Origin of the sequence: Actinoplanes oblitus, from assembly GCF_030252345.1 — a bacterium.
Lineage (GTDB): Bacteria > Actinomycetota > Actinomycetes > Mycobacteriales > Micromonosporaceae > Actinoplanes > Actinoplanes oblitus.
In genome coordinates this window covers 3,686,495-3,708,855 of the sequence record NZ_CP126980.1, presented here as the reverse complement: position 1 = coordinate 3,708,855, position 22,361 = coordinate 3,686,495, and the positions used below count along the sequence as shown (strand labels likewise).

Here is a 22,361-nt window from a genome sequence, read left to right as displayed (position 1 = left end):
GAGACGCAGCCGAGACCTCATGGCGACGTTCAGTCGCCGAGGCTGAAGGTCGCGTCGGCGAAGCCCCGCGTGGTCGGCCGTTCCTCGGTCCCGGTCCGCCGGCCACCGGCTCGGGACCACCGTCCCAGCAGGGACAGGGGATCGTCCGCCGATTGCTGCCCGGCGAGCCGCCACCGGTTCCCGGCCCGCTCCAGCAGCCATCGGTCCCGGGCCGTCACCAGCGCTACCTCGTCGCCCTGCGCTTCGAACAGCACTGGCGGGTGTGCCGCCGCAGCGGCGAATCGCGCCCAGGTACTCGGGTCCGTGGTGATTGGCACCGCCGCGGGCAACGGCCAGGCCTTGCGCCACCGCGCCGGGTATCCGGCGGCGAGTTCGCGCTGACTCGGGCGGGCGGCGTATTCCATGTCCGCGTTCCGCATGGCGTGGCGCAGGTAGCGGTGGGCGTCGGCCAGTGCCGGGGTGCCGTCCAGGCGTACCCCCATCTCGACGCCGTTGATCAGACCGTGGTCGAAGTCGAAGTTCGCGGAGAAGAGGGCACCGGTCCGCCCGTCCGCGAGGGCGCCCTTGGCGTGGGTGAGGGAGTCGGGGAAGAGCCGAACACCGAGTTCGGTGAGCATCCGGGCGTCGCGCAGGTCGCGGGGCAGGTTGCGGCCGCGGACGAGCAGCGACACCCGGACCCCGCGGGCACAGGCGCGAGCGATGGCGTCGAGCAGACGTCGTGGCTGCTCGGCGAGGCCGACGAGGCTGTAACTGGCCAGGAGGAGTTCGTCGCGGGAACGGTCCACGATGTCGTTGATCGTCTCCAGGATGCCGTGCTCGTCCTCGTGGGTCCAGATGACTCCGGCGCGTGGCCCGACCGGTGGCACCGGAACGTCGCACGGGCTCGGTTCGACGCCGCGATCCTTCAGGGCGTACTTGTCGCCCGGCCGCGCCTCCCCGGTGCAACCCGCGAACCACATGCGGGTGAAGAACCGGCCGAGCAGTTGCGCCTCGCCGGCGTCGGTGAGCAGGGTCCCGCTCTCCCCGGTCACCGCCCGGTCGGCGGTGCCGCGCAGCGCGCTGGTCTCCAGGTTGGCGCTGGAAACCAGCGCGGCCCTGTCGTCGACCACGAGGAACTTGGCGTGACACGAGGGGTGACCACGCACGGTGATGCCGCGGCGGGTCATCTCGTCGAAGCGTTTGAGTTGCGCCTTGACCTCGTGCGCCGTCTCCTCCGGCGCGAGGTCCGGCAGGTCCTTGCGCAGTGCCTTCTCGTCCCAGCTGGTGATGACGTACACGCCGCCGCGCAGGCGGTCGACGGCCTCGTACAGGGCCTCCAGCAGTGGCCCGTCACCGATGCGGTAGCTGGCGAGAAAGATCTTGCCGCGCGCACCACGGACGAGGTCGACGGCGGCGTCCGCGATGGTGGTCGCCGACCCGCGGTAGGAGAAGCGATGCGCGTACCCGCCGGGTTCGGCGGGCCCCTGCTCGAACCGGGCCCCGGTGCGCGAACCGACCAGGTAGAAGCCCTGGTCCGCGCGGTAGGCGCCGAGGTCGATCTCAGGCATAGCGGAAGTCCTCCCGCCGGCGCAGGGTATAGGCGAGGTGGTAGCGCTTGAGCTGCCAGGCCCGGTCACGAACCGCGGCGGGCACCAGCAGCCCGGACAGCTCGTACGGCAACTCCCCGGCCAGGTGCGCCAGGGCCTTCTCCAGATCGGCGAGATCGGCGCCGGTCCACTCCGCCTGGGCCAGGACGCGGTCCCGGTCGATCAGGGCGCGGGAGCCGGGATCGGTGGCGAAGAGTTCGACGACGACGTGCGCCGTGCAGGCCTCCGCGGCGATGCGCAGCATGAGGCTCTGCGCCAGGTCGCGCCCGGAGTCGGCGAGTTGCCGTGCCGAGGCTTCGGTCAGGTGCACCCGCCAGGTGATGGCGTCGACCTGCTCGATGGCGGGAACATCCTCGCCGGGTCGTCCCAGCAGGGCGGTCCAGATCTCCGCGCGGTCGGCGGGCTGCTGGGGCAGCACCGTTGCGGCCGACCAGCCCGCGGCGAGGCGGTCGGCTCCGCCCAGCGAGATCGTCGCCTGCCGCAGCCCGGACGTCTCGCCGCGACGCTTGCGCGGCGAAGTGCCCTTCAGGGTCAGCTCGACAGTGAGGGCCGGGCCCCGCCGGCGGACCTGCGCGTTGCAGCGGTAGACCGGGCAGAAGTCCCCGGGCAGCAAGGGCGAGTGGTCAGCGGACGGGCCGATGTCCACGATGTCCGGCGACAGCCCGGCGATCCGGTGCGACCGGATACGGTCGCCGATGAACTCCGGCCACGGTGTCCGGGCGATCTCGGCGGCTGCCGGGGCCTGCCCGGTCGGGTCGAGCCGGCGGTTGTCGATGGACGCGAGACCGTCGCCCACCGAGATCATCTCGTCGGTTTCGGGCAGGTAGACGAGATCGACCCGGGCCTCGCGTATCTCGCGGAGCCGGCCTGCCGCGAACACCTGGGCCGCCTGATCCGGCGCCGGGGCATAGCCACCGGGCACCGGGATCAGCGCGCCGGCCCGGAGCAACCGCCGGGCCAGCGGCGCCAGCAGTTGTCCCGGTAGCCCGGTGATCGCGGTCAGGTCCCGTTCGCGGACCCCGCCGAGCGTCGCCGCGATCTCCAGCACGAACAGTTCCAACCGGCTCAGCGCCGAAGTCGTCTGCTTGCGCACGGGTACCCGGCGCCAGTAGGCGAGCAGCAGGACCGCATCGTCGATCAGAGCGACGGTCCCCTCGTCCGGTCGTGGGATGCGGGTCACCGTGAAGGTGGGACGAGCTGTCATGTGTCGCTCACCCGTACCAGCGATGGATTGGTCTGGAACTGCTCGAACATGTGGCGGTAGAACAGCTCCGCCCAGGGCACACCGTTGACCTTGGCGAGGGTGTCGGCGTGCCCGACGAGGTAGAGCCCGCGCCGGGCCCGGGTGACGGCTACGTTGAGACGGCGGACGTCCTGCAACCAGGCGGCGTAATTGCTCCGCGGCCGGCCCTTGCCCAGGAAGGTGCGGCAGAAACTGATGATCACGATGTCGCTCTGCTGGCCCTGGATCCGATCGATGACGTCGATCACCTTGATGGTGAGATCCGGGTAGTCGGCCGGCCGTATCCGAGCCCGCAGATCGCGCACCTGGTGCAGGTAGAAGGTCAGGATGCTGACGGTCAGGCTCGTTCCGCCGGGGGCGGCCGCCGCGGCCCGATTCAGCTCGCGGAGCAGGCCGATCACCTGCCGGACCTCGAAGGGGTTGCGAAATCCGAGGCCGTCCGGTTGGTCGCGGGCACGGTCCGGGTACTGGCTGGTGTCGAGGAAGACCACCGGTGCCCCGTAGGCGGGCGTCGTCACCGGCTGCTGATCGAGATCGGGCGCGGTCTCGTACGCCCCCTCGTACACCGGATCGCGGACCAGCGAGGCGATCGCGTCGATCGACCGGTGCTGCATCCGCAGTGCGGTCGTGATCGCGTTGCCGGGCTCGGCGGCCAGGCAGCGCTCGAACAGGCTCCGCACCAGGTGGTCACGCACGGCCGCCAGCACGCCTTGCTCCGGCGCGGCGCCGAACGAGCCCATGGCCAGGTGCCGGGCGAAGGTGCGCTGATACGTCGCCCAATGCTCGCCTCCGGCAAGCCGATCCAGCGTCGCCTCCACCGACTTGATGCGGAAGGCGTGCAGCTGAGGCTCCTCGTGCCAGAGATCGGCGAGCCGGCCGATCGCCGTCGCGGCCGTGCCGCCCTCCCGGGCGCAGAGGTGAGCGGCGGTCAGGGCGTGCAGGTGGTGCTCGTCGGACGGGTCGACGAACGGTGGCAACTGGCGCTGGTCACCGACGAGGATCCAGCGGCGCGCCCGGACCGCGCCGATGAGGAACTCGCTGTCGACGACCCGGCTCGCCTCGTCGAGGATGAGCGTGTCGAAGTCGGCGCCGTCGATCTCCCGGCCGAAGGCGCCGACGGTGGTGCCGAAGACGACATTGACGGCCTGCATCAGCTCCGAACGCAGCCGCTCGTCGTCGACGAGTCCGCCGAGGCCGCCGGCACCGGACACCTCGAACCAGCGCTTCTCCAGCTCAGCCATCCGGTGCAGCGACTCCGACCGCCGCCGCGCCTGTGCCGCCGCCTGCCACCACTGGCCGAGGTTCCGCGAGCCGGGGTCGCCGTCCGCGGCGCTCAGCCGTCGCTCGGCCACGGTCAGGCGCGATCGCGCCGCGGCGACGTCCCGGTCCCGCCGCGCGACGTCGGCGACGTGGGCGGCGGCGGCCGACGTCAGCCGCTCGTTCAGGGCGGCTCGCCGGGTCGCCACGGTGTTGTGCCGTTCGGTCCAGTCCCGCAGGCCGGCGGCGAGTTCCCCGTATCGGCGATCGAGCGCGGCACCCTTCGTGCCGAGTTCAGCGACCTCGTCCTGGGAGTCGAGGAACCGGTGTCGCACCCGGCTCACGAGCCGGGTCCAGCCCGGGACCGCGGCGAGCTGCTGCCGCAGGACAGCGGCCTCGACGGAAACGCGACGCACCTCCTCGCCGAGGACCTGTACGCGCTCGGCGTACCGGGCCTGGTCGAGGGCCGCGGCTGTCCATTCCGCTTCGAGGGTCCGCCGGAGTTCCTCGTACCGCACCACGGCCGCCGCCCGTTCGGCGGTGAGCCCGGCCAGCGCTTCGGCGGCCGTCGCGTACTCCTCGATCCGATCCGCCGAGGCGGTCAGCTCGGCCGCTTCCGCCTGCCACGCCGCCGCCTCGGCCCGCTCCGGAGTCTTGGCCTGGGCCAGGCAGGACGTCGCCAGGTTGTCGGGCAGGAACCGCTGGTTCCCGGAGCGGACGTTGTCGCTGTCGGCCGCCATGCGCAGGGCGAACACGCCGGGCTGGTCACCCAGTCGGCCGAGCACCTCGTCGACGGCCACGTGCATCGGGGCCAGCACCAGCACGCGCTCGTTGCGCGCCGTGAGCTGGAGCACCAGCTCTTCGATCACCGTCGATTTCCCGGTGCCGGGTGGACCCTGAATGAGGTAGGCGTGCGGGGTGGACAGTGCGCCGGCGACCGCGGCCCGCTGCTCGACGTTGAGGGTTCGGGACCCGTCCTCGGTGAAGTACCGGGCCGGCTCGGTCGCGACGAAGGCCGGCAGGTCCTTCGGCCGGCAGAGCAGCATCGCCAGGTTCTCCCAGTTGCCCTCCACCTCCTCGTCGAGCAGCTGCCGCAGCGCCCGGCCGTGCCGGGTCATCGAGAAGCGCGCGCGTTGCGTGATCTCCACCCGTGCTCGCGGCGGCGGTGCCGGTGCACCGCGCGGCGGCTCCAGGCAGAGGACCAGGTCGCCCTCGATCTCCTCGATGCTCTGTACGGTCGTCGCGAGCTCCCGGCCGTCGTGATGGAGCCGGGCCGCCCGCCGCTCGGCGAAGCCGGCCGGCAGACCGCTCAGGCGTACATAGAGTTCGTCGGGGCGCGCGCCCAGTACCTGACCCCAGGCGCTGACCTCGCCGCTGAGGTCGCTGCGCTCCCGGAGCAGCTCGAGCAACATCCGCAACGGCTGGAAGTGGCGCTGGGTCTGCTCCCGCAACCCGGCCATCGGCGCGGGCGGCGCCGCTTCGGGGTGGCGCATCCGCCACAACAGCTCATCGCGCAGGTGTGCCCGTCGCCTGGCGACCGTCACGCTCTCGGCGGCCCGGTCGGCCAGCAGGTCCAGATCGAACGACGCCGCCAGGCGCCGCGGCGCGAACGTGACCGCCGCCGGACGTATCGCATCCCGCCGGTTCATCCGGCCGACCGGTCTGATGCTGGTGACATCGGCGGCGGGCCGGCCGTCGCCGCCGACGGTCGCGTCGGCGTGCACGGCGTAGCGCGTTCCTGTCAGGACGAAGTAGTCACTGGTCCTGCCGGTGCGCTTCGCGATCGACAGACCGGCCGCCAGGTCGGCGGCGACGTCGTCGAGATCGGTGGTCGCGAGGAAGGGCCGGCTCGGTGAGTAGCCGAGGATGACGGCGGTCTGCTCGACCGGGGTCGGCTCGAACTCCTCCGGATATCGGGTCCGGCAGTAACGCAGCAGGTCGGCCTCGGACGGCTCGAAACGCGTCCCGGCGCTTCGGCTCACCGGTCCGCTCGCAGGAAACGCAGGTCCGCCAGCATCAGGTCCAGGTCCCGGTCCTCGCCGTGCAGCGTCCAGAACGCCGTCAGCATGTCCTTCGCCCGGTCGCGCAGGGCTTCGGTCTGCTCCTTCCCGATCGCCTCGAACCCGTGTGCCAGCACGGAATGGTTGCGCACCCGGGTGAGATCCTGCAGTCTTCGGAGCCCCGCGAGGCTATGGAAGCCGCACTGCTCGGCGTAGGCATCGCGCTCGGCGGCGAGCAGCACGGCGCAGGCGATCAGCATCAGCTTGGGCGGCGGGCCGTTGTGCCAGCCCATCTTGTGGGCGAGCGCCGAGTAGCGGCGTTTCGCCGCTGTGGCGTCACCGAGCAACCCCCAGTCGGGCCGGTCGGGGTCCAGGCCACCGAAGCGGTGGTGGATCCGGCGCGTCAGGCAGCTCTCGATGGTGCGGTAGTAGAGCAGTGCGGCGAAGTCGCGCCGGCCGATCTCCTGGTAGTGCAGGCCCAGCACGAAGAAGCACAGTGCCATCGCGTCGCGGTCGCCGGCGACCAGGCGGCGTACGAAGGCCACCTGCTGTTCCAGCGTGTCGAGGTAGTCGGCGCCGACGGTGCGACGGACGTTGCCGATCGTCTGGCGGACCGACTCGACGGCCTCGGGCAGCGCCTCCATGTCGAGGTCGCACCACGCCCGGTACATTTCGCTCAGCCCGCGCATGAACCGGGCGTGGACCGGGACGACGATGCTGTCGCAGATCTCCTCGTAGCGGTGGCGCGCGGCCTCGAAGGCGCCGGCCCGGAACATCTCCAGGGCGCGTGACATCTCCTGCTCGCCGAAGATGATGTTCGGGTCGTCGAGGATCATCATCCGGTCGGTGCCGGGGATCGGGTGCCGGGTGTTCTGGTCGAACTCGCCCTCCATGTAGGCGAGATCGAGCTTCAACTGCCAGGCCGCGAGGGCGGCGGCGGCGCTCATCACCTTGCGCCCGCCGGTGATGTCGATGATGGCGTACGGCTTCGACCTGGAGGCCCGTACCAGGCGGTCGAGTTCCTCCTTGACGATGCGATAGATGCTCATCGGGTCGGTGGGATCGCAGTCCATGGCCCGGAACTGGCTGGGACGAAGCCGGCCACCGGGCTGCACCGCGTGGTAGTGGATGACATCGATGCTGCGCTGCGCCGCCTCCGACGCGATCACCACCATGCGCTCGGGTTCCAGCAGTTCGTAAGCCAGGATCGCGGGCGTCGGCGTGAACCCGCTCAGGCTGACCAGGAGATCGACCTTGGTCGGCGGCCGGTCGCTGACCAGCCGTGCCTGCTCGACCGCGGGCTTGACCAGATGTTTGAGATAGAAAGCCGTCGCCTGATCGGACCGGGTGCCGCTGCCGTACCGCTCCAGACCCTGATGAATCCGTACGTACCTCTCGACGTCCGCCCGTGCGATGCCGTGAACCTTGTCGTCGCCGCTTTCCATCCTGGATGCCTTCCGGTACCCACCCCGTCTCCAGGGCAAGAGAGGGACGCTACCGGACGACTCGGGGTCGAGCCAAGGCCCGTACGTCCTTGGTGGAACCCGATGACTTCGGGGCCGCATAGGGTGTGCCGCCACCACCGCGCGACGCGGCGAACCACTGACTGACCGCGTCGCGCGGACGGGCGCTCGTCAACGGCACGGTGCTCCGGCCGCTCCGTCTCCGCCGGAGCGGCCCTCAGGCGTCGCGGCGGCGCAGCACGGTGACGGCCGCCGCCAGGAGCACCGCCAGCCAGCCGGTGAAGACGGCCGCGCCGGCCACCGGTGACAGCAGGCCGGGATCGCCAGTCACGCTCATGAACGCCTGCCCGGCGTTGGACGGCAGGTAGGGCCCGATCGCGTCGGGCCAGCTCGCCGGCAGCAGTGCCACGACGCCGGGGACGATCAGCAGGACGGCGACCGCGCCGGTGAGCGCGGCGGCGGTGTTGCGCAGCAGGAATCCGAGTGCCGTGCCGAGCACACCGACACCGGCGAGATAACCGGCGGTGCCGAGGACCGCCCGTAGCACTCCGTCACCGGTGAGCGCGATGCCCTTGTCACCGAGGACGGCTTGCGCACCGATGAAGGTGAGCAGGACGGTCGGGATCAACGTGGCCAGGGAGACGCCGGCGAGCACCACCACCTTGCCGGCCAGCACCGGCCACCGTCGCGGCACCGCCGCCAGGGACGACCGGATCATGCCGGTCGAGTACTCCCCGGTGATCAGCAGCACGCCGAGCGTGGCGATGAGCAGTTGCGCCAGGTTGACACCGCCGAGGCTGGCGCCGAGCGGATCGAGCGACGACGGACCGCCGGGCGGTGCGGGTGTGCCGGGTTCGACGGTGGCGTCGGCGAGGAAGGCGGCGAAGCCGAGACCGAGAGCGGCGAAGACCGCGGCCGTGGCGGCGATCATGATCAGCGACGATCGCAGGGATCGGAACCTCAGCCACTCGGCGCGGATCACCCGCGGGACGGTGACCCGTGCGTCGGCGGGAATCGCGGCGGGTACCGCGGACGGCGTCATCGCGACGTCCGTACGGGGGTGCCGGTGTACTCGACGGCGTCGCGCGTCATGGCCATGAAGGCGTCCTCCAGGGATGTCTCGCTCGTGCTGAGCTCGTGCAGGGTGAGGTGGGCGGCGGCGGCCCGGTCGCCGATCTGCTCGCTGCTGAGACCGGTCACCTCGAGCACCCCCGGTTCGCCGCTGGTGACCGTCACACCGGCCCCGGCGAGCAGATCACGCAGCGCGCCCGACTGCGGCGAGCGGACCCGGACCGTCGCCCGGGACGCCCGGCGGGTGAACTCGGCGAGCGGGACGTCGGCCATCAGCCGGCCCCGGCCGACGACGATCAGATGCTCGGCGGTCTGGGCCATCTCGCTCATCAGGTGGGAGGAGACAAAGACCGTACGTCCCTCGGCGGCGAGACCCGTCAGCAGGCCACGGATCCAGCGGATGCCATCGGGGTCCAGGCCGTTCACCGGTTCGTCGAGCATCACCACGGCCGGATCGCCGAGCAGCGCCACGGCGATGCCGAGCCGCTGCCCCATGCCGAGGGAGAAGCCGCCCGCCCGCTTACCGGCGGCCTCCGGCAGCCCGACCAGGTCGATCACCTCGTCGACCCGGCGGGCGCCGATGCCATGCGTCGCGGCGAGGGCGAGCAGGTGGTTGCGGGCGGACCGGCCGGCGTGCACCGCTCGCGCCTCCAGCAGGGCGCCGACCTCCCGCATCGGCGCGCGGTGATCGGCGTACCGGCGGCCGTTCACGGTCACCCGCCCGCCGGTCGGCGCGTCCAGACCGAGGATCATGCGCATGGTGGTGGACTTCCCGGCGCCGTTGGGTCCCAGGAAGCCGGTGACGACGCCCGGCCGCACCTGGAACGTCAGGGCGTCGACCGCCACCTTGTCGCCGTAGCGCTTGCTCAGCTCGACTACTTCGATCATGGGTACTACGGTCGCCCGCGCAGGACCGGCGCCGCGTCCGACGGTTGCGGACTCTTGCGCGTACCGCGACGGCGGTATGCCGGCCCGGCGTCTACCGCGCCGGCGGGTCCGCCCGGACCAGCCCGGTCTGGTAGGCGATCACCACGAGCTGGGCGCGGTCGCGGGCGCCGAGCTTGGCCATGGCCCGGTTCACGTGGGTCTTGGCCGTCAGTGGGGAAACCACCAGCCGCTGCGCGATCTGCTCGTTGCTCAGCCCGGCCGCGACCAGCGACAGCACCTCGCGTTCGCGGTCGGTGAGCACCGCCAGCTCGGCCGGGGCGGTGCGGGGTTCCGGATCCGGCTCCGCCAGAAACCGGGCGATCAGTCCGCGGAGGGCTCTGGGCGACAACAGGGCGTCTCCGGCGGCGACGGTCCGGATGGCGGCGAGCAGCTCCGCCGGTTCCACGCCCTTGCCGAGGAAACCGCTGGCCCCGGCGCGCAGGGCCTGGAAGACGTACTCGTCGACCTCGAAGGTGGTCAGGATCAGCACCCGGGTGCCGGCCAGCCGCTCGTCGGCGGTGATCTCGCGAGTGGCGTGCAGACCGTCCATCCCGGGCATCCGGATGTCCATCAGCACCACGTCGGGGCCGGTGCGGCGGACCTGCTCGACGGCCTCGAAGCCGGTTGCCGCCTCGCCGACCACGGTGAGGTCGGGCGCCGAATCGATCAGCACCCGGAACCCGGCGCGGATGAGGGTCTGGTCGTCGGCGAGCACCACGCGGATGGTCATTCCGCCGCCTCGCGGGCGGGAGCCGGGAGCACCGCGCGCACGCGGAAGCCGCCCGCCGGGCGTGGACCGGCGGAGAACGTACCGCCCACCGACTCGGCGCGCTCCCGCATACCCAGCAGGCCGAGACCGGCACCCGGCCCCGCCGGAGGGGACGAACCGGCCCGGCCGTCGTCGCGGACCTCGACGGTGACGGCGGCATCGTCGTACGTCAGCCGCACCGTGACCGGCGCACCGGTCGCGTGCCGGCAGGCATTCGTCAAGGACTCCTGCAGGATGCGGTACGCCGCCACGTCGACGGCGCTGGGCAGGGCACGCGGCTGCCCGGACATCGTCCACCGCACCGGCTGGCCGGCGGCGAACGCCTCGACGAGCCCGTCGAGGCGGCTGAGGCTGGGGGCCGGCTCGGTGGGCGCGTCCGGCTCCTCGTCGCGGCGCAGCACACCGAGCAGGGTGGCCAGTTCCTCCAGGGCGGTGCGGGCCGCGGCGCGGACATGGCCGAGGGCGTCCTCGGCGGCGGCCGGCCGCTCGCGCATCAGATGTCCGGCCACACCGGCCTGCACGTTGATCACCGCTATATGGTGCGCCACCACGTCGTGCAGCTCCCGGGCGATCCGCAGCCGCTCCTCGGCGACCCGGCGGCGGGCCTCCTGCTCCCGGCTCTGTTCGGCGCGCTGGGCCCGGTCCTCCAGCACGGCGATGTAGTCGCGCCGGGTCCGTACCGCGGTGCCGGCGGCGACGGCCAGGCCGAACCACAGCAGCAGCACCACGATCGCCGGGTCGAGCCAGCCGACGCCGAGCGCCACCACGGCGCAGACGCCGAGCGCCAGGGCGCTGGCCGCGCCGACCGCCACGGCGGTCCGCCGCTGCGTGCGAGTCGCCACCGTGTACGCGGCGACGCCCACGGCGAGCACCAGGAACCCGCGGGGCCGAAGGGTGATCAGGGAGGCCGCCGCCACGACGCTGACCACGCCGAGGACCGGTAGCGGACGGCGGCGACGCAGCGCCAAGGCTCCGCATCCGACCGCGGCGAGCACGACCGAGCCGACCGTCAGCGGCCGCGGCGCCGGGCCGCCCGGCGGAGACGCCGGCAGCAGGCTCATCACGAAGACCGCGGCGCCGAGCAGGGCATCGGCGACCGTCGGGTGCGCTCGTCCGGCGCGGCGCAGCCGTTCGAGGCCATCCACAGGGTCACGGTACGGCCCCGACCGGCCGCCACCGGTCGGGGCTTCCCCCCGGCCCGTCAACGGCCGGGCGACTCCATCGGCACCGCGGCGGTCGGCGGGCCGGCCGCATACTGCTGCGCGGCGCCGATCCGCACCATCCGGTGCCAGCGCAACCGTCCACCGACCAGGGCCATCACCGTGGACTGGATGACCACCAGGTACATCAGCTGGCGGTAGACGATCTGCTGCAACGGCAGGGTCCACAGCGGCCCGTACCGCTCGCGATCCATCCGCAGGGCGATCGCCGCGGTGGCCACCTGGGCCGCGGTGAAACCCGACCACACCGCGGCCACCTTGAGCGGGGACAGGAAGAGCAGGCCGTAGACGCCGTACACGTCGATCATCGGGGCGGTGATCGGCAGCAGCACCTGGAACAGCAGCAGGTATCCGATGCCGCGGCGGCCGAGGCGACCGGCCGGGCCGCGCCGCAGGACGGTGTCGCGGTGCTTCCACATCGCCTGCATGGTGCCGTAGCACCACCGGTAGCGCTGCCGCCACAGCTGCCGGACGGTGGCCGGCGCCTCGGTCCAGGCGATCGCGGCGGGCTCGTAGACGACGTGCCAGCCGGCCCGCAGGACCGCCATGGTGAAGTCGGTGTCCTCGGCCAGCGTCTCCCCCGAGACGCCGCCGGCGTCCTGGATCGCCGCCCGGCGGAACGCGCCGATCGCGCCCGGCACCGTCGGCATGCACCGGGCGATCTCGAACATCCGGCGGTCCAGGTTGAAGCCGATCACGTACTCCAGGTGCTGCCAGCGGCCGAGCAGGCCGGTCCGGTTGGCGACCTTCGTGTTGCCGGACACCGCGCCGATCTCCGGGTCGGTAAACGGCTGGATGAGCCGGCCGACAGCGTCCGGCGCGAACACCGTGTCCCCGTCGACCAGGACCAGGATCTGACCGTGGGAGTGCCGGATGCCGGTGTTGAGCGCGGCCGGTTTACCGGCGTTGGGTTGCCGGATCACCCGGACCCGCGGCAGCCCGAGCCGTTCGACGATGCCCGCGGTGTCGTCGCTGGAACCGTCGTCGACGACGACCACCTCGATGTCCGGGTAATCGTTGCCGATCAGCGACCGGACGGTCGCCTCGATGTTGGCCGCCTCGTTGTAGGCCGGCACGACCACGCTGACCAGGCCCAGGTACGCCAACGGCCGCTCGTGCCGGGCCCGAGCCCGGCGCCAGTGGACCCGGGCGGTGACGAGCTGGATCAGCAGCCGCAGCAGTCCGATCCCGGCCGCCACGGTCATCACCACGGTCAGTGCACCGGCCAGCCAGCCGGCGGTGTTCTGGGCGACCCGGACGGCGAGGCCGCGCCACTTCTGGGCCGCGGCGGCGGCCGGCGGCCGGGGCAGGCCGAGCGCCTCGGAGACCGTGACGAAGCGGTAGCCCTTCGCCTGCAGCCGGGGGATCGCCTGGTCGAGCGCGGCGATCGTCTGGGCCCGGTCACCGCCGCTGTCGTGCAGCATCACGACGCCGGGCCGGATGGCCCGGACGATGGCCGGCACGCCCGGGCGGCGCCAGTCCTCGGTGTCGTGGTCGGCCAGCACCTGCAGGTAGCCGGGCGCGCCGCGGCGCCAGGCGTCGTACTCGGCCGCCGACTCGGCCCGCGGGGTGGCCGAGTAGGGCAGCCGGAGCAGGGTGGCCTGCGGGCCGCCGGCCGCGGCCAGGGCGTTCGCGGTGAGCTTGACCTCCGCTTCCAGCCGCCAGGCCGGCACGGTTCCGGCGGCGACGTGCGTGAAGGTGTGCAGCCCCACCTCGTGGCCGGCGTCGACAACCCGCCGGGTGATCTCCGGGTAGCGGTTGATCTGGGCACCCACCTGGAAGAACGTGGCGTGCACCCGATACCGGGCGAGCACCTCGAGAACGGCCGGCGTCCAGGCCGGATCCGGGCCGTCGTCGAAGGTCAGGGCGATGGTGCGAGCCGGTAGCGCCCGGCTGGTCACGGTGCCGTCCGGCTCCAGCCGCTGCACGGCGGCGCCCTCGGTCGCGGCGGCCGGGCCCGGCGCGCCCTCGACCGGGACGTGCGTGCCCTCCGCGCCGGCGCCGGTCACGTAGCCGTTGAAGCACAGCCCGGCGAAGAGCACCAGCATGGCGAGGACGAGGAGCGCCCAGTGCGCGCGCGGTTCGCGGCGCAGAGCTCGTTTTCCCATGGATCACTTGTTCCTGGAGGGATGGCTGCTGGGTTTGCGCCCGCGGTTGGCCGGCCGGGTGGCCGAGCCGGCGGTCGCGGCCGTGGCCCGGCTGGAGGCGGCAGCGCCGCCGGTGGCCGGGGGCGGTGTGGTGGTCGGCTGGGCCGGCCCGGGCGTCGTCGGCCGGCGCGTGCTGGTGGCCGGCGCCGGGGACGGCGACGGGTGGGTGGTGGTCCTCCGGGTGGCGGCCGGCGCCGGCCAGCCCGGCACCGCCGACGGACCGGCGCCGGTGAGCCCGGCCACCAGCGTGGCGACCGCGAGCAGCAGGACCAGAGCACCGGCGGCGCCGGCGGCCAGCACGAGGCGGCGGCGCCGGCCGCTGCGATCGACGAAGACCGGATCGGTGATCAACTATTTCTTCCCGGGATGGCTCGGTGCGGGCAGACTGCTCGGCTTGCCCTGCGGTTTGCGGCTGTGCCCGGACTTGCCCGGTGCACTGCTGGTGGCCGGCGCGCCGCTGGTGGCCGGCGCGGTGACGCCCTGCGCGGCGCAGTAGGCCGGGATCGCCGACTCGGAGCCGGCCGCCCGCGCCAGCTCCGGGTACCAGGGCGCGCGGCTGGGCCGCGGCGCGGCCGCCCAGGCCCGGCACCACCCGGCGGGAACGACAGCGGTGGGCGAGGTCGCCGGGGCCGGTGACGGCACCGCGCCGGTCCGGGACGACCCGCTTGACGGTACGGGCGCCGGCGTGCTCGCACTCGTGTGTGGCGCCGGCACCCCCAGCCCGGAGAACAGCTCGTGCGCCCGCCGCTGAGCGCCCTCGGGCAGCACACCGCCCCTGGCCGCCACGGCGGTCCCGGTGGCGGTGACCAGGAGAACCCCGGCCATGACGTTCACGACGAGTGCCCTCGTCGTGCGTGACGTGCTGACACGTCGTTCCTCCTCCGGTGCGCCGGCACCCTGGTATGCGGCGGCGAAAGCGGCGGTGGCGGCCTGCCGGCCGGCCAGTTCTCCCGGGGTGGCGGGAGCCTTGGCGGCGGCCAGCAGGTCGGCCAGGCCCTGGTGGTCAGGCCCCGGCTGCTCGCCGGTGGCCCACCGCTCGGTCTGGTCGAGGCCGATCGGATGGGTCCGGCGAACACGCATCGCACGACGGAGAGCGCTGATCGGTCGCATCCCGTTACACCTCCTCGGCCACACCGGTGGCCGTCTTCTCGTTGCGGGCCGTGACCTCGGGGTGGGCGGCGAGGCGGCGCAGGCCCCGCATGGTGGCGATGCGGACCGCGCCGGTGCGTTTACCGAGCACCTTGGCCGTGGTCGCGACGTCGAGCCCGGCGACGACGCGCAGCATGACGGACTCGGCCTGATCCCTGGGGAGGGTGGCGATCACCGACAGCGCCCAGCCGGTGCTCAGCAACTCCTCCGTCTGGACCGCGGCGTCCGGGGCGACGATCGTGTCGTCGACGACCTCGACGGGGTCCTCCCGGTGGCGCCCGGTCCGGCGCAGATGGTCGATGCCGCGGTGCCGGGCGATCCGGAACAGCCAGCCGCGGAAGTCGCCGATGCCGCCGCGGAAGCGCCGCAGGTCCCGGGCGACCTGCAGCCAGGTCTCCGAGGCGACGTCCTCGGCGGGGTCGCCGACCACGACTCGCAGATAGCGCAGAACCGCTGGTTGCAGGGCACACCAGAGGACGGCGAACGCGGTCTCGTCACCCTCACGCGCGGCGGTCAGCGCGCCGCCGAGATCGTCGTCTGCTAGCAAGGTAGTGCTCCCCGGTCGACAGGGCTGCACACGGTACACGGGCCGGCGGCGGCCCCGGCAACCCATCGCACGGACCCGGACACGGCCGCCGGACTCGCCGCGGCACCCGTTCGGGCGGGCCCCGCGATCGGCTCGCCGAGCCGCTGGACAGCAGCCGCCGGCTACCGGCGGGGCGTGTCCGATGCCCGCGCCGGCGACTCGGCGGCCACCGGCCGCTGCCGGTCGGTGACGCCGGCGACATAGGCGGCGTGCACGTCCGCCGCTCCGGACCGGTGCCCGGCGGCGCCGGACTCGTCCACCGCCGACACCGGGACCCGGTCTTGCCCGACTGTCGGTTCCGGCTTCGGGCGGCCGCGGCGGACGTCCCAGACGTCGCGGGCGATGATCTGCAGGATGCCGGCCACCGGGATGGCCAGCAGCGCGCCGAGGATGCCGGCCAGTTCCACCGCCAGCAGGATCGCGACGAGAACCGTCAGCGGGTTGAGCCGCACCGTCCGCGCGAAGATCATCGGCTGCAGCAGGTGGTTCTCCAACTGCTGGTAGAGCACGAAGAAGACGACCACCACCACCCCGGCGGTGGTCGACTCGACGAACGCCGCGACGGTGGCGACCACCGCGCCGAGCGTGGCGCCGACCAGCGGGATGAGGTCGGCCAGCCCGACGAACAGGGCGATCAGGCCGGCGTACGGCACGTGCACGAGGGCCAGCACGGCGAACGTCAGGGCGCCGCAGATGACGCTGATCAGCAGGTTGCCGGTGAGGTAGCCGGTGATGGTCTTGGCGCAGTCGTGGCCGACCCGGCGGATGTGGTCGGCCCGTCGCGGCTCGAACAGGGCGAGGAACCCCGTCACGATCTTCGGAGCCTCGAGCACCATGAGATACGACAGCACGAAGATCGTCATGGTGCCGGCGATGCCGGTGGCGATCGAGCGTACGAAGGCCAGGGTCGGAGCGCCCAGCCCGGCGGCGTACTCCCGGAACCGGCCGGCGTTGCGCTGTGCGTACTCGACCACGTGGAAGCGCTCCAGCAGCGGCCCGGCCGGTCCGCGCCCGTGGCGCGCGTCTCCGACGATCTTGGGGAAGTCGGCGACGACCTGGCTGCCCTGGCGTGCCAGCGGCACGACGAACAGGGTGACCAGGCCGGCCAGCAGGACGACGGCGGCCGCGAACACCAGCAGGGTCGCCAGCCAGCGACGGCAGAAGGTGACCTTGCGGGTCATCCAGTCGACAGCGGGATGCAGCGCCACGGCGAAGAACCCGGCGATCAGGATCCAGGTCAGCACCCGGCGGGTCTCGTGAGCCAGGAACAGCGTCGCCAGCACGGCCAGTGTGACCCCGAGAACCACCAGTGTGCGACGCGCCAGCACGCCGTCGCTCGTCTCCGCCATGATCGCGGCGTACCCGCCACGGACCAGGTCAAACGACGGCTCGACGGCTTACCTGACAGGTCGCACCCGGGTCGGCGACCGGGTCGGCGGGTTCCGGCCGCTGGGCCACGGCGAAAACCGCGGCGGGGTCATCGCCATGTCCGGCCGGAAGTGCGGGTACCTGCCCGTCGCGGTGCACACCGACCCGAGACTCACCACGGCGCATCAGCCGGTGGTCGCCGCCGTCCTCGGTGGACGCGAACTCGCCGAGCATCACCGGACGGTCCGGTGCGATGGCACGGGCCTTCGCGATTCCGGTGAAGCGCGGGTTTCCTCAGCAACCATGTCTCCCCGCGGCCGGCGCGAGGCCGACCTGGCTGTGCCTGCGGCGCCTGCATGACAGCTGCTGGAAGCGCTTCCAGAAGCACACACCGACGCTGCCGCATAGCCGGCCGCGCCCCGGGTATCCGGGCAGCCATGTCCATGCCGCGCCGTCGAACAGCCCCGTCACGCGTGCCTCACCAGCCGGGCCGGAAGGATCTTCCGATCATGACCACTGGCGCGCGGCCGCTCCACCTGTGATGGTTATGCCATGATCGTTAACCACCGTGAACCTCAGGGTGGTGAGACCTTCCCGCACAGCGCTCTGCTCCCGGGCACCGACGAGGAACTCGTCAGCACTCTGACAGCGGAGTTGCGCCGCTCCGGCGACACCTACGACGAAGTGCTGCTGGTCGTCAGCGATCGCACCCGGGACCTGCTCAGCGACGCCGTGCACGATCTGACCGGCGTGCTGCGGCGGGCCGGCCGGGCGGGCTTCTACCAGCGGCTCGGGTTCGCCTACGAACGCTTCCGCCAGTACCTGGCCGAGCAGGCGAGCCGGGGCCGCCGGGTCTACGTGATCGCCGAACCGGATCTCCGCGAGCGGCCCGGCGACGAACCACCACCCGGCAGGGTACGCGCCTACCTGGCGTACGAGTCGGTGTGCAACGACACCTATGCCCCGTACGGATCGGCGGTGACCTGCGTCTGGGACAGCCGGCAGCACTCGGCGGGCGTTCTGGACGGGGTCCGCGCCACCCATCGCTACCTGCTCACCCCGCAGGGCCGCCACCGCAGCCCGGATTTCCAGCCGGCCGACGACTACCTCAGCGATCATGGCCGGGCCGCGCTGCACGCGGTACCGGCCGCCGTCGACCACGAGCAGACCCTCACCGAGTTCACCGGGCTGCGGGAGCTGCGCGCCGCGCTGAGCGGGTGGGCGGTGCGCCACGGATTCGCCGCCGACCCCGCCGACGACCTGGTGGTGGCCGTGACCGAGGTGGCCACCAACGGGCTGCGCCACGCCGCCACCCCGGTCCGGGTCCGGGCCTGGCACCACGGCCGCACGCTGATCACCCAGTGCGACGACAACGCCGGGCAGCCGGTACCGGTCACCGCCGGCTATCACCGGCCGGGCGGCAACCGGGCGGTACCCGGCGGCCGCGGGCTGTGGCTGGCCCGGCAACTGGCCGACGCGGTGCTCCTCGACACGGTCCCCGGCCGCACGTCGGTGCGGCTGCATTTCCCGTACCACGTCATGCACCGCTGACCGGCGCCGATGTCCCCCGCTGTCGAGCCGGACGTGACGGCTCGGCCGACCGGCTGTGCGCCGCATCATACTGAGTTCGGCTGCCATCACGATCATGAGACCGTCGTCGTCGGCCCTGTGCCACCCGAGCGGCCGCCGACTGGCGGCAGGTGAGAAAGAGGTAGTGCCGTGATCGCTGACGGACGCAGGGCCGTCACGTCGCTGCCGGGCCAGAACGGGCCGTCCCATCGCAGCCCGGACGCCGACCGATCGGTCGCCGGCATCGTCATCCTGCTGATCGAGGACGACCCGGGTGACGCGTTGCTGGTGCGGGAGCACCTGGCCGACAGCGACCTCGACGCCCGCCTCGATCACGTCGGCACCCTCGCGCAAGGCTTCGGCATCGGCTACGAGCCGGAGTGCATCCTGCTGGACCTGCACCTGCCCGACGGGCGGGGACTCGACGCGCTGCACCGGGTGCTGCGGCAGTGGCCACACGCCGCGGTGCTGGTGCTCACCGGCCTCAACGACGCCGCCACCGGCTCCGCGGCGGTCGCCGCCGGCGCCCAGGACTACCTGGTCAAGGATCAGGTCGACGCGGCCCTGCTGGCCCGCACCATCCGCTACGCCGTGCAGCGCAAACGCGTACAGACGGCGGAACGCCGGCTCGGCGACAGCCGGCTGCAAGCCGACGAGAACACCCGGCTGCAGCGTGGCCTGCTGCCCAAGCCGTTGCTGGCCGACACCGCGGTCACCGTGGTCAGCCGCTACCTGCCCGGCCAGCAGCGCTCACTGCTCGGCGGCGACTTCTACGACGTCGTGCAGACCACCGACGGCGTCATCCACGCCATGATCGGCGACGTCTGCGGCAACGGCCCGGACGAGGCGGCGATGGGCGTCGGCCTGCGCTTCGGCTGGCGCACCCTCACCCTGGCCGGCCTGCGCAAAGTCGACCGGATGCGACTGCTCGAACAGGTACTGGTCGCCGAACGCCCGCACGACGGCATGTTCGCCACCGTCTGCACCGTCGGCGTCACCCCGGCCACCGGTGAGGTGGTGCTGCTCAGCGCCGGCCACCCGGCCCCGCTGATCGTCACCCGGGATCGCGTCTACCCGGCCCCGGTCATCTACGGTCCCGGCCTCGGCATGGCGCCCGGCCGGGCCCGCTGGCGCGAGACCACCGTCACCGTGCCGGCCGGCGCCGGACTGCTGCTCTACACCGACGGCGTCATCGAGAGCTTCTGCGAGGACGGCACCCGGCTGGGCGAGGACCGCTTCATCGACCTCGCCGCCAGCCTGGCCACCATCGACGACCCCGGCCGGTACGTCGACGCGCTGATGGCCGGCATCCAGACCGCCGACGCCGGCCGGCACAGCGACGACACCGCCGTCCTCTACCTGCACTGGCCCGCGAGCTGAACGGATCCGGCACCCGTCCCGGCTTCGGCGAGACCGAGGGCACGCCGTCCGCCATGATGGGATGATCATGATGAGATCGGACGGCAGTACCGCGACGGCGCTGGTGACCGGGGCCGGCAGCCCGGACGGGATCGGTTTCGCGATCGCGCGGGAGCTGATCGAGGCCGGGTTCCGGGTGGCGATCACGGCCACCACCGCCCGGGTGCACGACCGCGCCGCCGAGCTGGGCCACGGAACCGCCGGGCTGGTCGCCGACCTGCGCGACCGCGATCAGGCGCAACGCCTGGTCGACGAGGTCCGCGCGACGATCGGCGAGGTGGCCGTCCTGGTCAACAACGCCGGCATGGCCCAGACCGGGTACGGCGACCGGTCCGCCGAGCTGGCCGACCTCGATCCCGGCGAGTTCGACAGGCAGCTCGCCGTCACCCTGACCACCTGTTTCAACGTGACCCGCCTGGTGCTGCCGGGAATGATGGAGCGCGGCCACGGCCGGGTGGTGAACATCTCCTCGGTGACCGGCCCGCTGGTCAGCGTTCCGGGTCAGTCCGCGTACGCCGCGGCGAAGGCCGGCATGGACGGCCTGACCCGGACCTGGGCGCTGGAGGCCGGGCCGTACGGGGTGACCGTGAACAGCGTCGCGCCGGGCTGGATCGCGACGGCGTCCAGCACGCCGGAGGAGTTGCGGGCCGGCGCCGCGACCCCGGTGGGCCGGCCGGGACGGCCGGCCGAGGTGGCGGCCGCGGTCGCGTTCCTGGCCTCGGCGAAGGCCGGCTACATCACCGGTCAGGTGCTCGTCGTCGACGGCGGCAACCTGCTCGACGAACGCCGGGCCTGACCCGCGATCCCGTAGCCGGCCGCCTGAGCGACGGCGCCGGATCGCCGTCACGGGCTGCGGTAGTGGCCGGTGTTGTCCGGCAGGGGGCGCAGCTTGGTGCCGCGCACCAGTGCGGTGCGGCGGCCGAGTTCGCGGCCGTCGAGGCTCATCTCGACGCCGTCGACCTCGTACCAGACCTCGGCGTTCTCGCGGCGCGGGGCGTCCCACCGCACGCGCAGGACGATCATGCGGAGCGGGCCGGCGCCGGGGCGGTAGTCCGCCTCGGCGAAGGTGAGGATCGGCCGGCTGGGACCGCGATTCGGTCGTTTCCCCCACTTGTTCACTGTTTCCGCCCCCTTTCCCCTTCTGTCAAGACAACCTGCTCCGCTGCGCGCGCAGATTCAAGAGCTGATGCACGTGCAGATGCACATGTCGACGTAGTTGGGCGGTTCGGCTGCCCGCCGCGGAACGAACGGCGGCACAGCCCGGGCCGAAAGGGGGTTCCGGCGGACGCCGAAGTCTTCGCGGCATCCCGGGCCCGCGTCCGCTGTTGTGACTGACGAACATGTTCGCTACGATCGCGTTCGTCAACCTGTCCGGCGAATCTCGCCGGATACACCGGAACCTCTGGAGGCAGACATGAGCACACCGACCATCAGCATCGTGGGAGCCGGGCTGGGCGGCCTGATCCTGGCCCGCGTCCTGCACGTCAACGGCATCGCCGCCACCATCTACGAACTGGACGCGTCGCCCGCCGCGCGGACCCAGGGCGGGATGCTCGACATCCACGACTACAACGGGCAGGTGGCGCTGCGCGAGGCCGGCCTGTTCGAGCAGTTCCAGGCGATCATCCACCCCGGCGGGCAGGCGACGCGCATCCTCGACAAGCACAACACGGTGCTCGCCGACGAGACCGACGAGGACAGCGACGGGAACCGGCCGGAGGTCGACCGGGGACAGTTGCGGCAGATCCTGCTCGACTCGCTGCCCGCGGGCACCATCGAGTGGGGCCGGAAGGTCACCGCCGCCCGGGCGCTGGGCGACGGCCGGCACGAGCTGACCTTCGACGGCGGCGAGACGGTCACCACCGATCTGCTGATCGGCGCGGACGGCGCGTGGTCACGGATCCGGCCGCTGCTGTCCGGCGCCACACCGGCGTACACCGGGATCTCGTTCATCGAGGCCGACCACCTCGACGCGGCGAGGCGGCACCCGGTGCCGGCCTCGATCGTCGGCGCCGGCATGCTCTTCGCGCTCGCCCCGGGCCGGGGCTTCCTGGCGCACCGGGAGACCGACGGCAGCCTGCACGTCTACATCGCCCTGAAGACGTCACAGGAATGGCTCGACGGCATCGACTGGGCCGACACCGACAAGGGCAAGGCCGTGCTGCTGGCGGAGTTCGCCGACTGGGCACCGGAGATCAAGACCCTGATCACCGAGGCGGACGGTGCCCTGATCCCGCGGAGCATCAACGCGCTGCCGGTCGGGCACCGCTGGGACCGGATCCCCGGGGTGACCCTGCTCGGCGACGCCGCCCACGTGATGTCGCCGTTCGCCGGCGAGGGGGCCAACCTGGCCATGTTCGACGGTGCCGAGCTGGGCAAGGCGATCGTCGCGCACCCCGGCGACATCGAGGCGGCGCTCACGGCGTACGAGAAAGAGCTTTTCGTCCGCAGTGCCGAGGTCGCCAAGGAGTCGGCCGACAACCTCGAAGTGATCTTCAACGACCAGGCGCCGCAGTCGCTGCTCGACATGTTCGCGTCCTTCGGCGGCCCCGAGTGAGCGCCCGCGCGGCGACGCGGCCTGCCAGAT

At 72.5% G+C, this 22,361-nt stretch carries 19 protein-coding genes; 5 read left to right on the top strand and 14 right to left on the bottom strand.

Annotated elements, in window-relative coordinates; translation table 11 throughout:
- Positions 1 to 29: 29 nt before the first annotated feature.
- The 13 genes from Actob_RS16590 to Actob_RS16530 all read right to left on the bottom strand — a co-directional run bounded on the left by Actob_RS16590 (position 30) and on the right by Actob_RS16530 (position 16,767).
- Complete coding sequence (locus Actob_RS16590) at positions 30 to 1,547, bottom strand: phospholipase D-like domain-containing protein (RefSeq protein ID WP_284921095.1); 1,518 nt, start codon at positions 1,545 to 1,547, stop codon at positions 30 to 32.
- Positions 1,540 to 2,790, bottom strand: a complete 1,251-nt coding sequence (locus tag Actob_RS16585; RefSeq protein ID WP_284921094.1) for a hypothetical protein — start codon at positions 2,788 to 2,790, stop codon at positions 1,540 to 1,542. The genes Actob_RS16590 and Actob_RS16585 overlap by 8 nt, the downstream gene beginning before the upstream one ends.
- On the bottom strand, positions 2,787 to 6,068 hold the full coding sequence (locus tag Actob_RS16580; protein ID WP_284921093.1) for an AAA domain-containing protein: 3,282 nt from the start codon (positions 6,066 to 6,068) through the stop codon (positions 2,787 to 2,789). The genes Actob_RS16585 and Actob_RS16580 overlap by 4 nt, the downstream gene beginning before the upstream one ends.
- Positions 6,065 to 7,531 (bottom strand): hypothetical protein, encoded by a 1,467-nt coding sequence (locus Actob_RS16575; RefSeq protein ID WP_284921092.1) that lies wholly within the window; start codon positions 7,529 to 7,531, stop codon positions 6,065 to 6,067. Before Actob_RS16575 ends, Actob_RS16580 begins: the two co-directional genes overlap by 4 nt.
- 235 nt (positions 7,532 to 7,766) lie before the next feature.
- Complete coding sequence (locus Actob_RS16570) at positions 7,767 to 8,591, bottom strand: ABC transporter permease subunit (RefSeq protein ID WP_284921091.1); 825 nt, start codon at positions 8,589 to 8,591, stop codon at positions 7,767 to 7,769.
- On the bottom strand, positions 8,588 to 9,508 hold the full coding sequence (locus Actob_RS16565) for an ABC transporter ATP-binding protein (protein ID WP_284921090.1): 921 nt from the start codon (positions 9,506 to 9,508) through the stop codon (positions 8,588 to 8,590). The genes Actob_RS16570 and Actob_RS16565 overlap by 4 nt, the downstream gene beginning before the upstream one ends.
- A 91-nt stretch (positions 9,509 to 9,599) precedes the next feature.
- Positions 9,600 to 10,277 (bottom strand): response regulator, encoded by a 678-nt coding sequence (locus Actob_RS16560; protein ID WP_284921089.1) that lies wholly within the window; start codon positions 10,275 to 10,277, stop codon positions 9,600 to 9,602.
- Positions 10,274 to 11,461 carry a sensor histidine kinase gene (locus Actob_RS16555; RefSeq protein ID WP_284921088.1) on the bottom strand — a complete coding sequence of 396 codons (1,188 nt, stop codon included), beginning with the start codon at positions 11,459 to 11,461 and terminating at the stop codon, positions 10,274 to 10,276. Before Actob_RS16555 ends, Actob_RS16560 begins: the two co-directional genes overlap by 4 nt.
- Before the next feature lie 56 nt (positions 11,462 to 11,517).
- Positions 11,518 to 13,644 (bottom strand): bifunctional polysaccharide deacetylase/glycosyltransferase family 2 protein, encoded by a 2,127-nt coding sequence (locus Actob_RS16550; protein ID WP_284921087.1) that lies wholly within the window; start codon positions 13,642 to 13,644, stop codon positions 11,518 to 11,520.
- A 3-nt stretch (positions 13,645 to 13,647) separates the two neighbouring features.
- Positions 13,648 to 14,034, bottom strand: coding sequence for a hypothetical protein (locus Actob_RS16545; protein WP_284921086.1), 387 nt, complete (start codon positions 14,032 to 14,034; stop codon positions 13,648 to 13,650).
- Positions 14,035 to 14,763 carry a hypothetical protein gene (locus tag Actob_RS16540; protein ID WP_284921085.1) on the bottom strand — a complete coding sequence of 243 codons (729 nt, stop codon included), beginning with the start codon at positions 14,761 to 14,763 and terminating at the stop codon, positions 14,035 to 14,037.
- Between the two features lie 34 nt (positions 14,764 to 14,797).
- Entirely contained in the window at positions 14,798 to 15,379 is a 582-nt protein-coding gene (locus Actob_RS16535; protein WP_284921084.1) for an RNA polymerase sigma factor, read from the bottom strand.
- A 161-nt stretch (positions 15,380 to 15,540) separates the two neighbouring features.
- A complete protein-coding gene (locus Actob_RS16530) occupies positions 15,541 to 16,767 on the bottom strand; it encodes an AI-2E family transporter (RefSeq protein WP_284921083.1) in 1,227 nt (408 codons plus the stop codon).
- Between Actob_RS16530 and Actob_RS16525 the strand changes: the two genes are divergently transcribed.
- The 4 genes from Actob_RS16525 (at position 16,766) to Actob_RS16510 (ending at position 20,570) form a co-directional block, all read left to right on the top strand.
- Positions 16,766 to 17,146 (top strand): hypothetical protein, encoded by a 381-nt coding sequence (locus Actob_RS16525; RefSeq protein ID WP_284921082.1) that lies wholly within the window; start codon positions 16,766 to 16,768, stop codon positions 17,144 to 17,146. The genes Actob_RS16530 and Actob_RS16525 overlap by 2 nt on opposite strands.
- A gap of 192 nt (positions 17,147 to 17,338) precedes the next feature.
- The gene (locus Actob_RS16520) at positions 17,339 to 18,337 is read left to right on the top strand and encodes an ATP-binding protein (protein WP_284921081.1); all 999 of its coding nucleotides are present in this window, start codon (positions 17,339 to 17,341) and stop codon (positions 18,335 to 18,337) included.
- Between the two features lie 168 nt (positions 18,338 to 18,505).
- Positions 18,506 to 19,735, top strand: a complete 1,230-nt coding sequence (locus Actob_RS16515; RefSeq protein ID WP_284921080.1) for a PP2C family protein-serine/threonine phosphatase — start codon at positions 18,506 to 18,508, stop codon at positions 19,733 to 19,735.
- Between the two features lie 67 nt (positions 19,736 to 19,802).
- Positions 19,803 to 20,570 (top strand): SDR family NAD(P)-dependent oxidoreductase, encoded by a 768-nt coding sequence (locus Actob_RS16510; protein WP_284921079.1) that lies wholly within the window; start codon positions 19,803 to 19,805, stop codon positions 20,568 to 20,570.
- Between the two features lie 47 nt (positions 20,571 to 20,617).
- Here the strand turns inward: Actob_RS16510 and Actob_RS16505 are convergent, their stop codons facing one another.
- Positions 20,618 to 20,893, bottom strand: coding sequence for a hypothetical protein (locus tag Actob_RS16505; RefSeq protein ID WP_284921078.1), 276 nt, complete (start codon positions 20,891 to 20,893; stop codon positions 20,618 to 20,620).
- A 295-nt stretch (positions 20,894 to 21,188) separates the two neighbouring features.
- On the opposite strand from Actob_RS16505, the gene Actob_RS16500 reads away from it, so the two are divergent.
- Positions 21,189 to 22,331, top strand: coding sequence for an FAD-dependent oxidoreductase (locus Actob_RS16500; protein ID WP_284921077.1), 1,143 nt, complete (start codon positions 21,189 to 21,191; stop codon positions 22,329 to 22,331).
- Positions 22,332 to 22,361 lie beyond the last annotated feature (30 nt).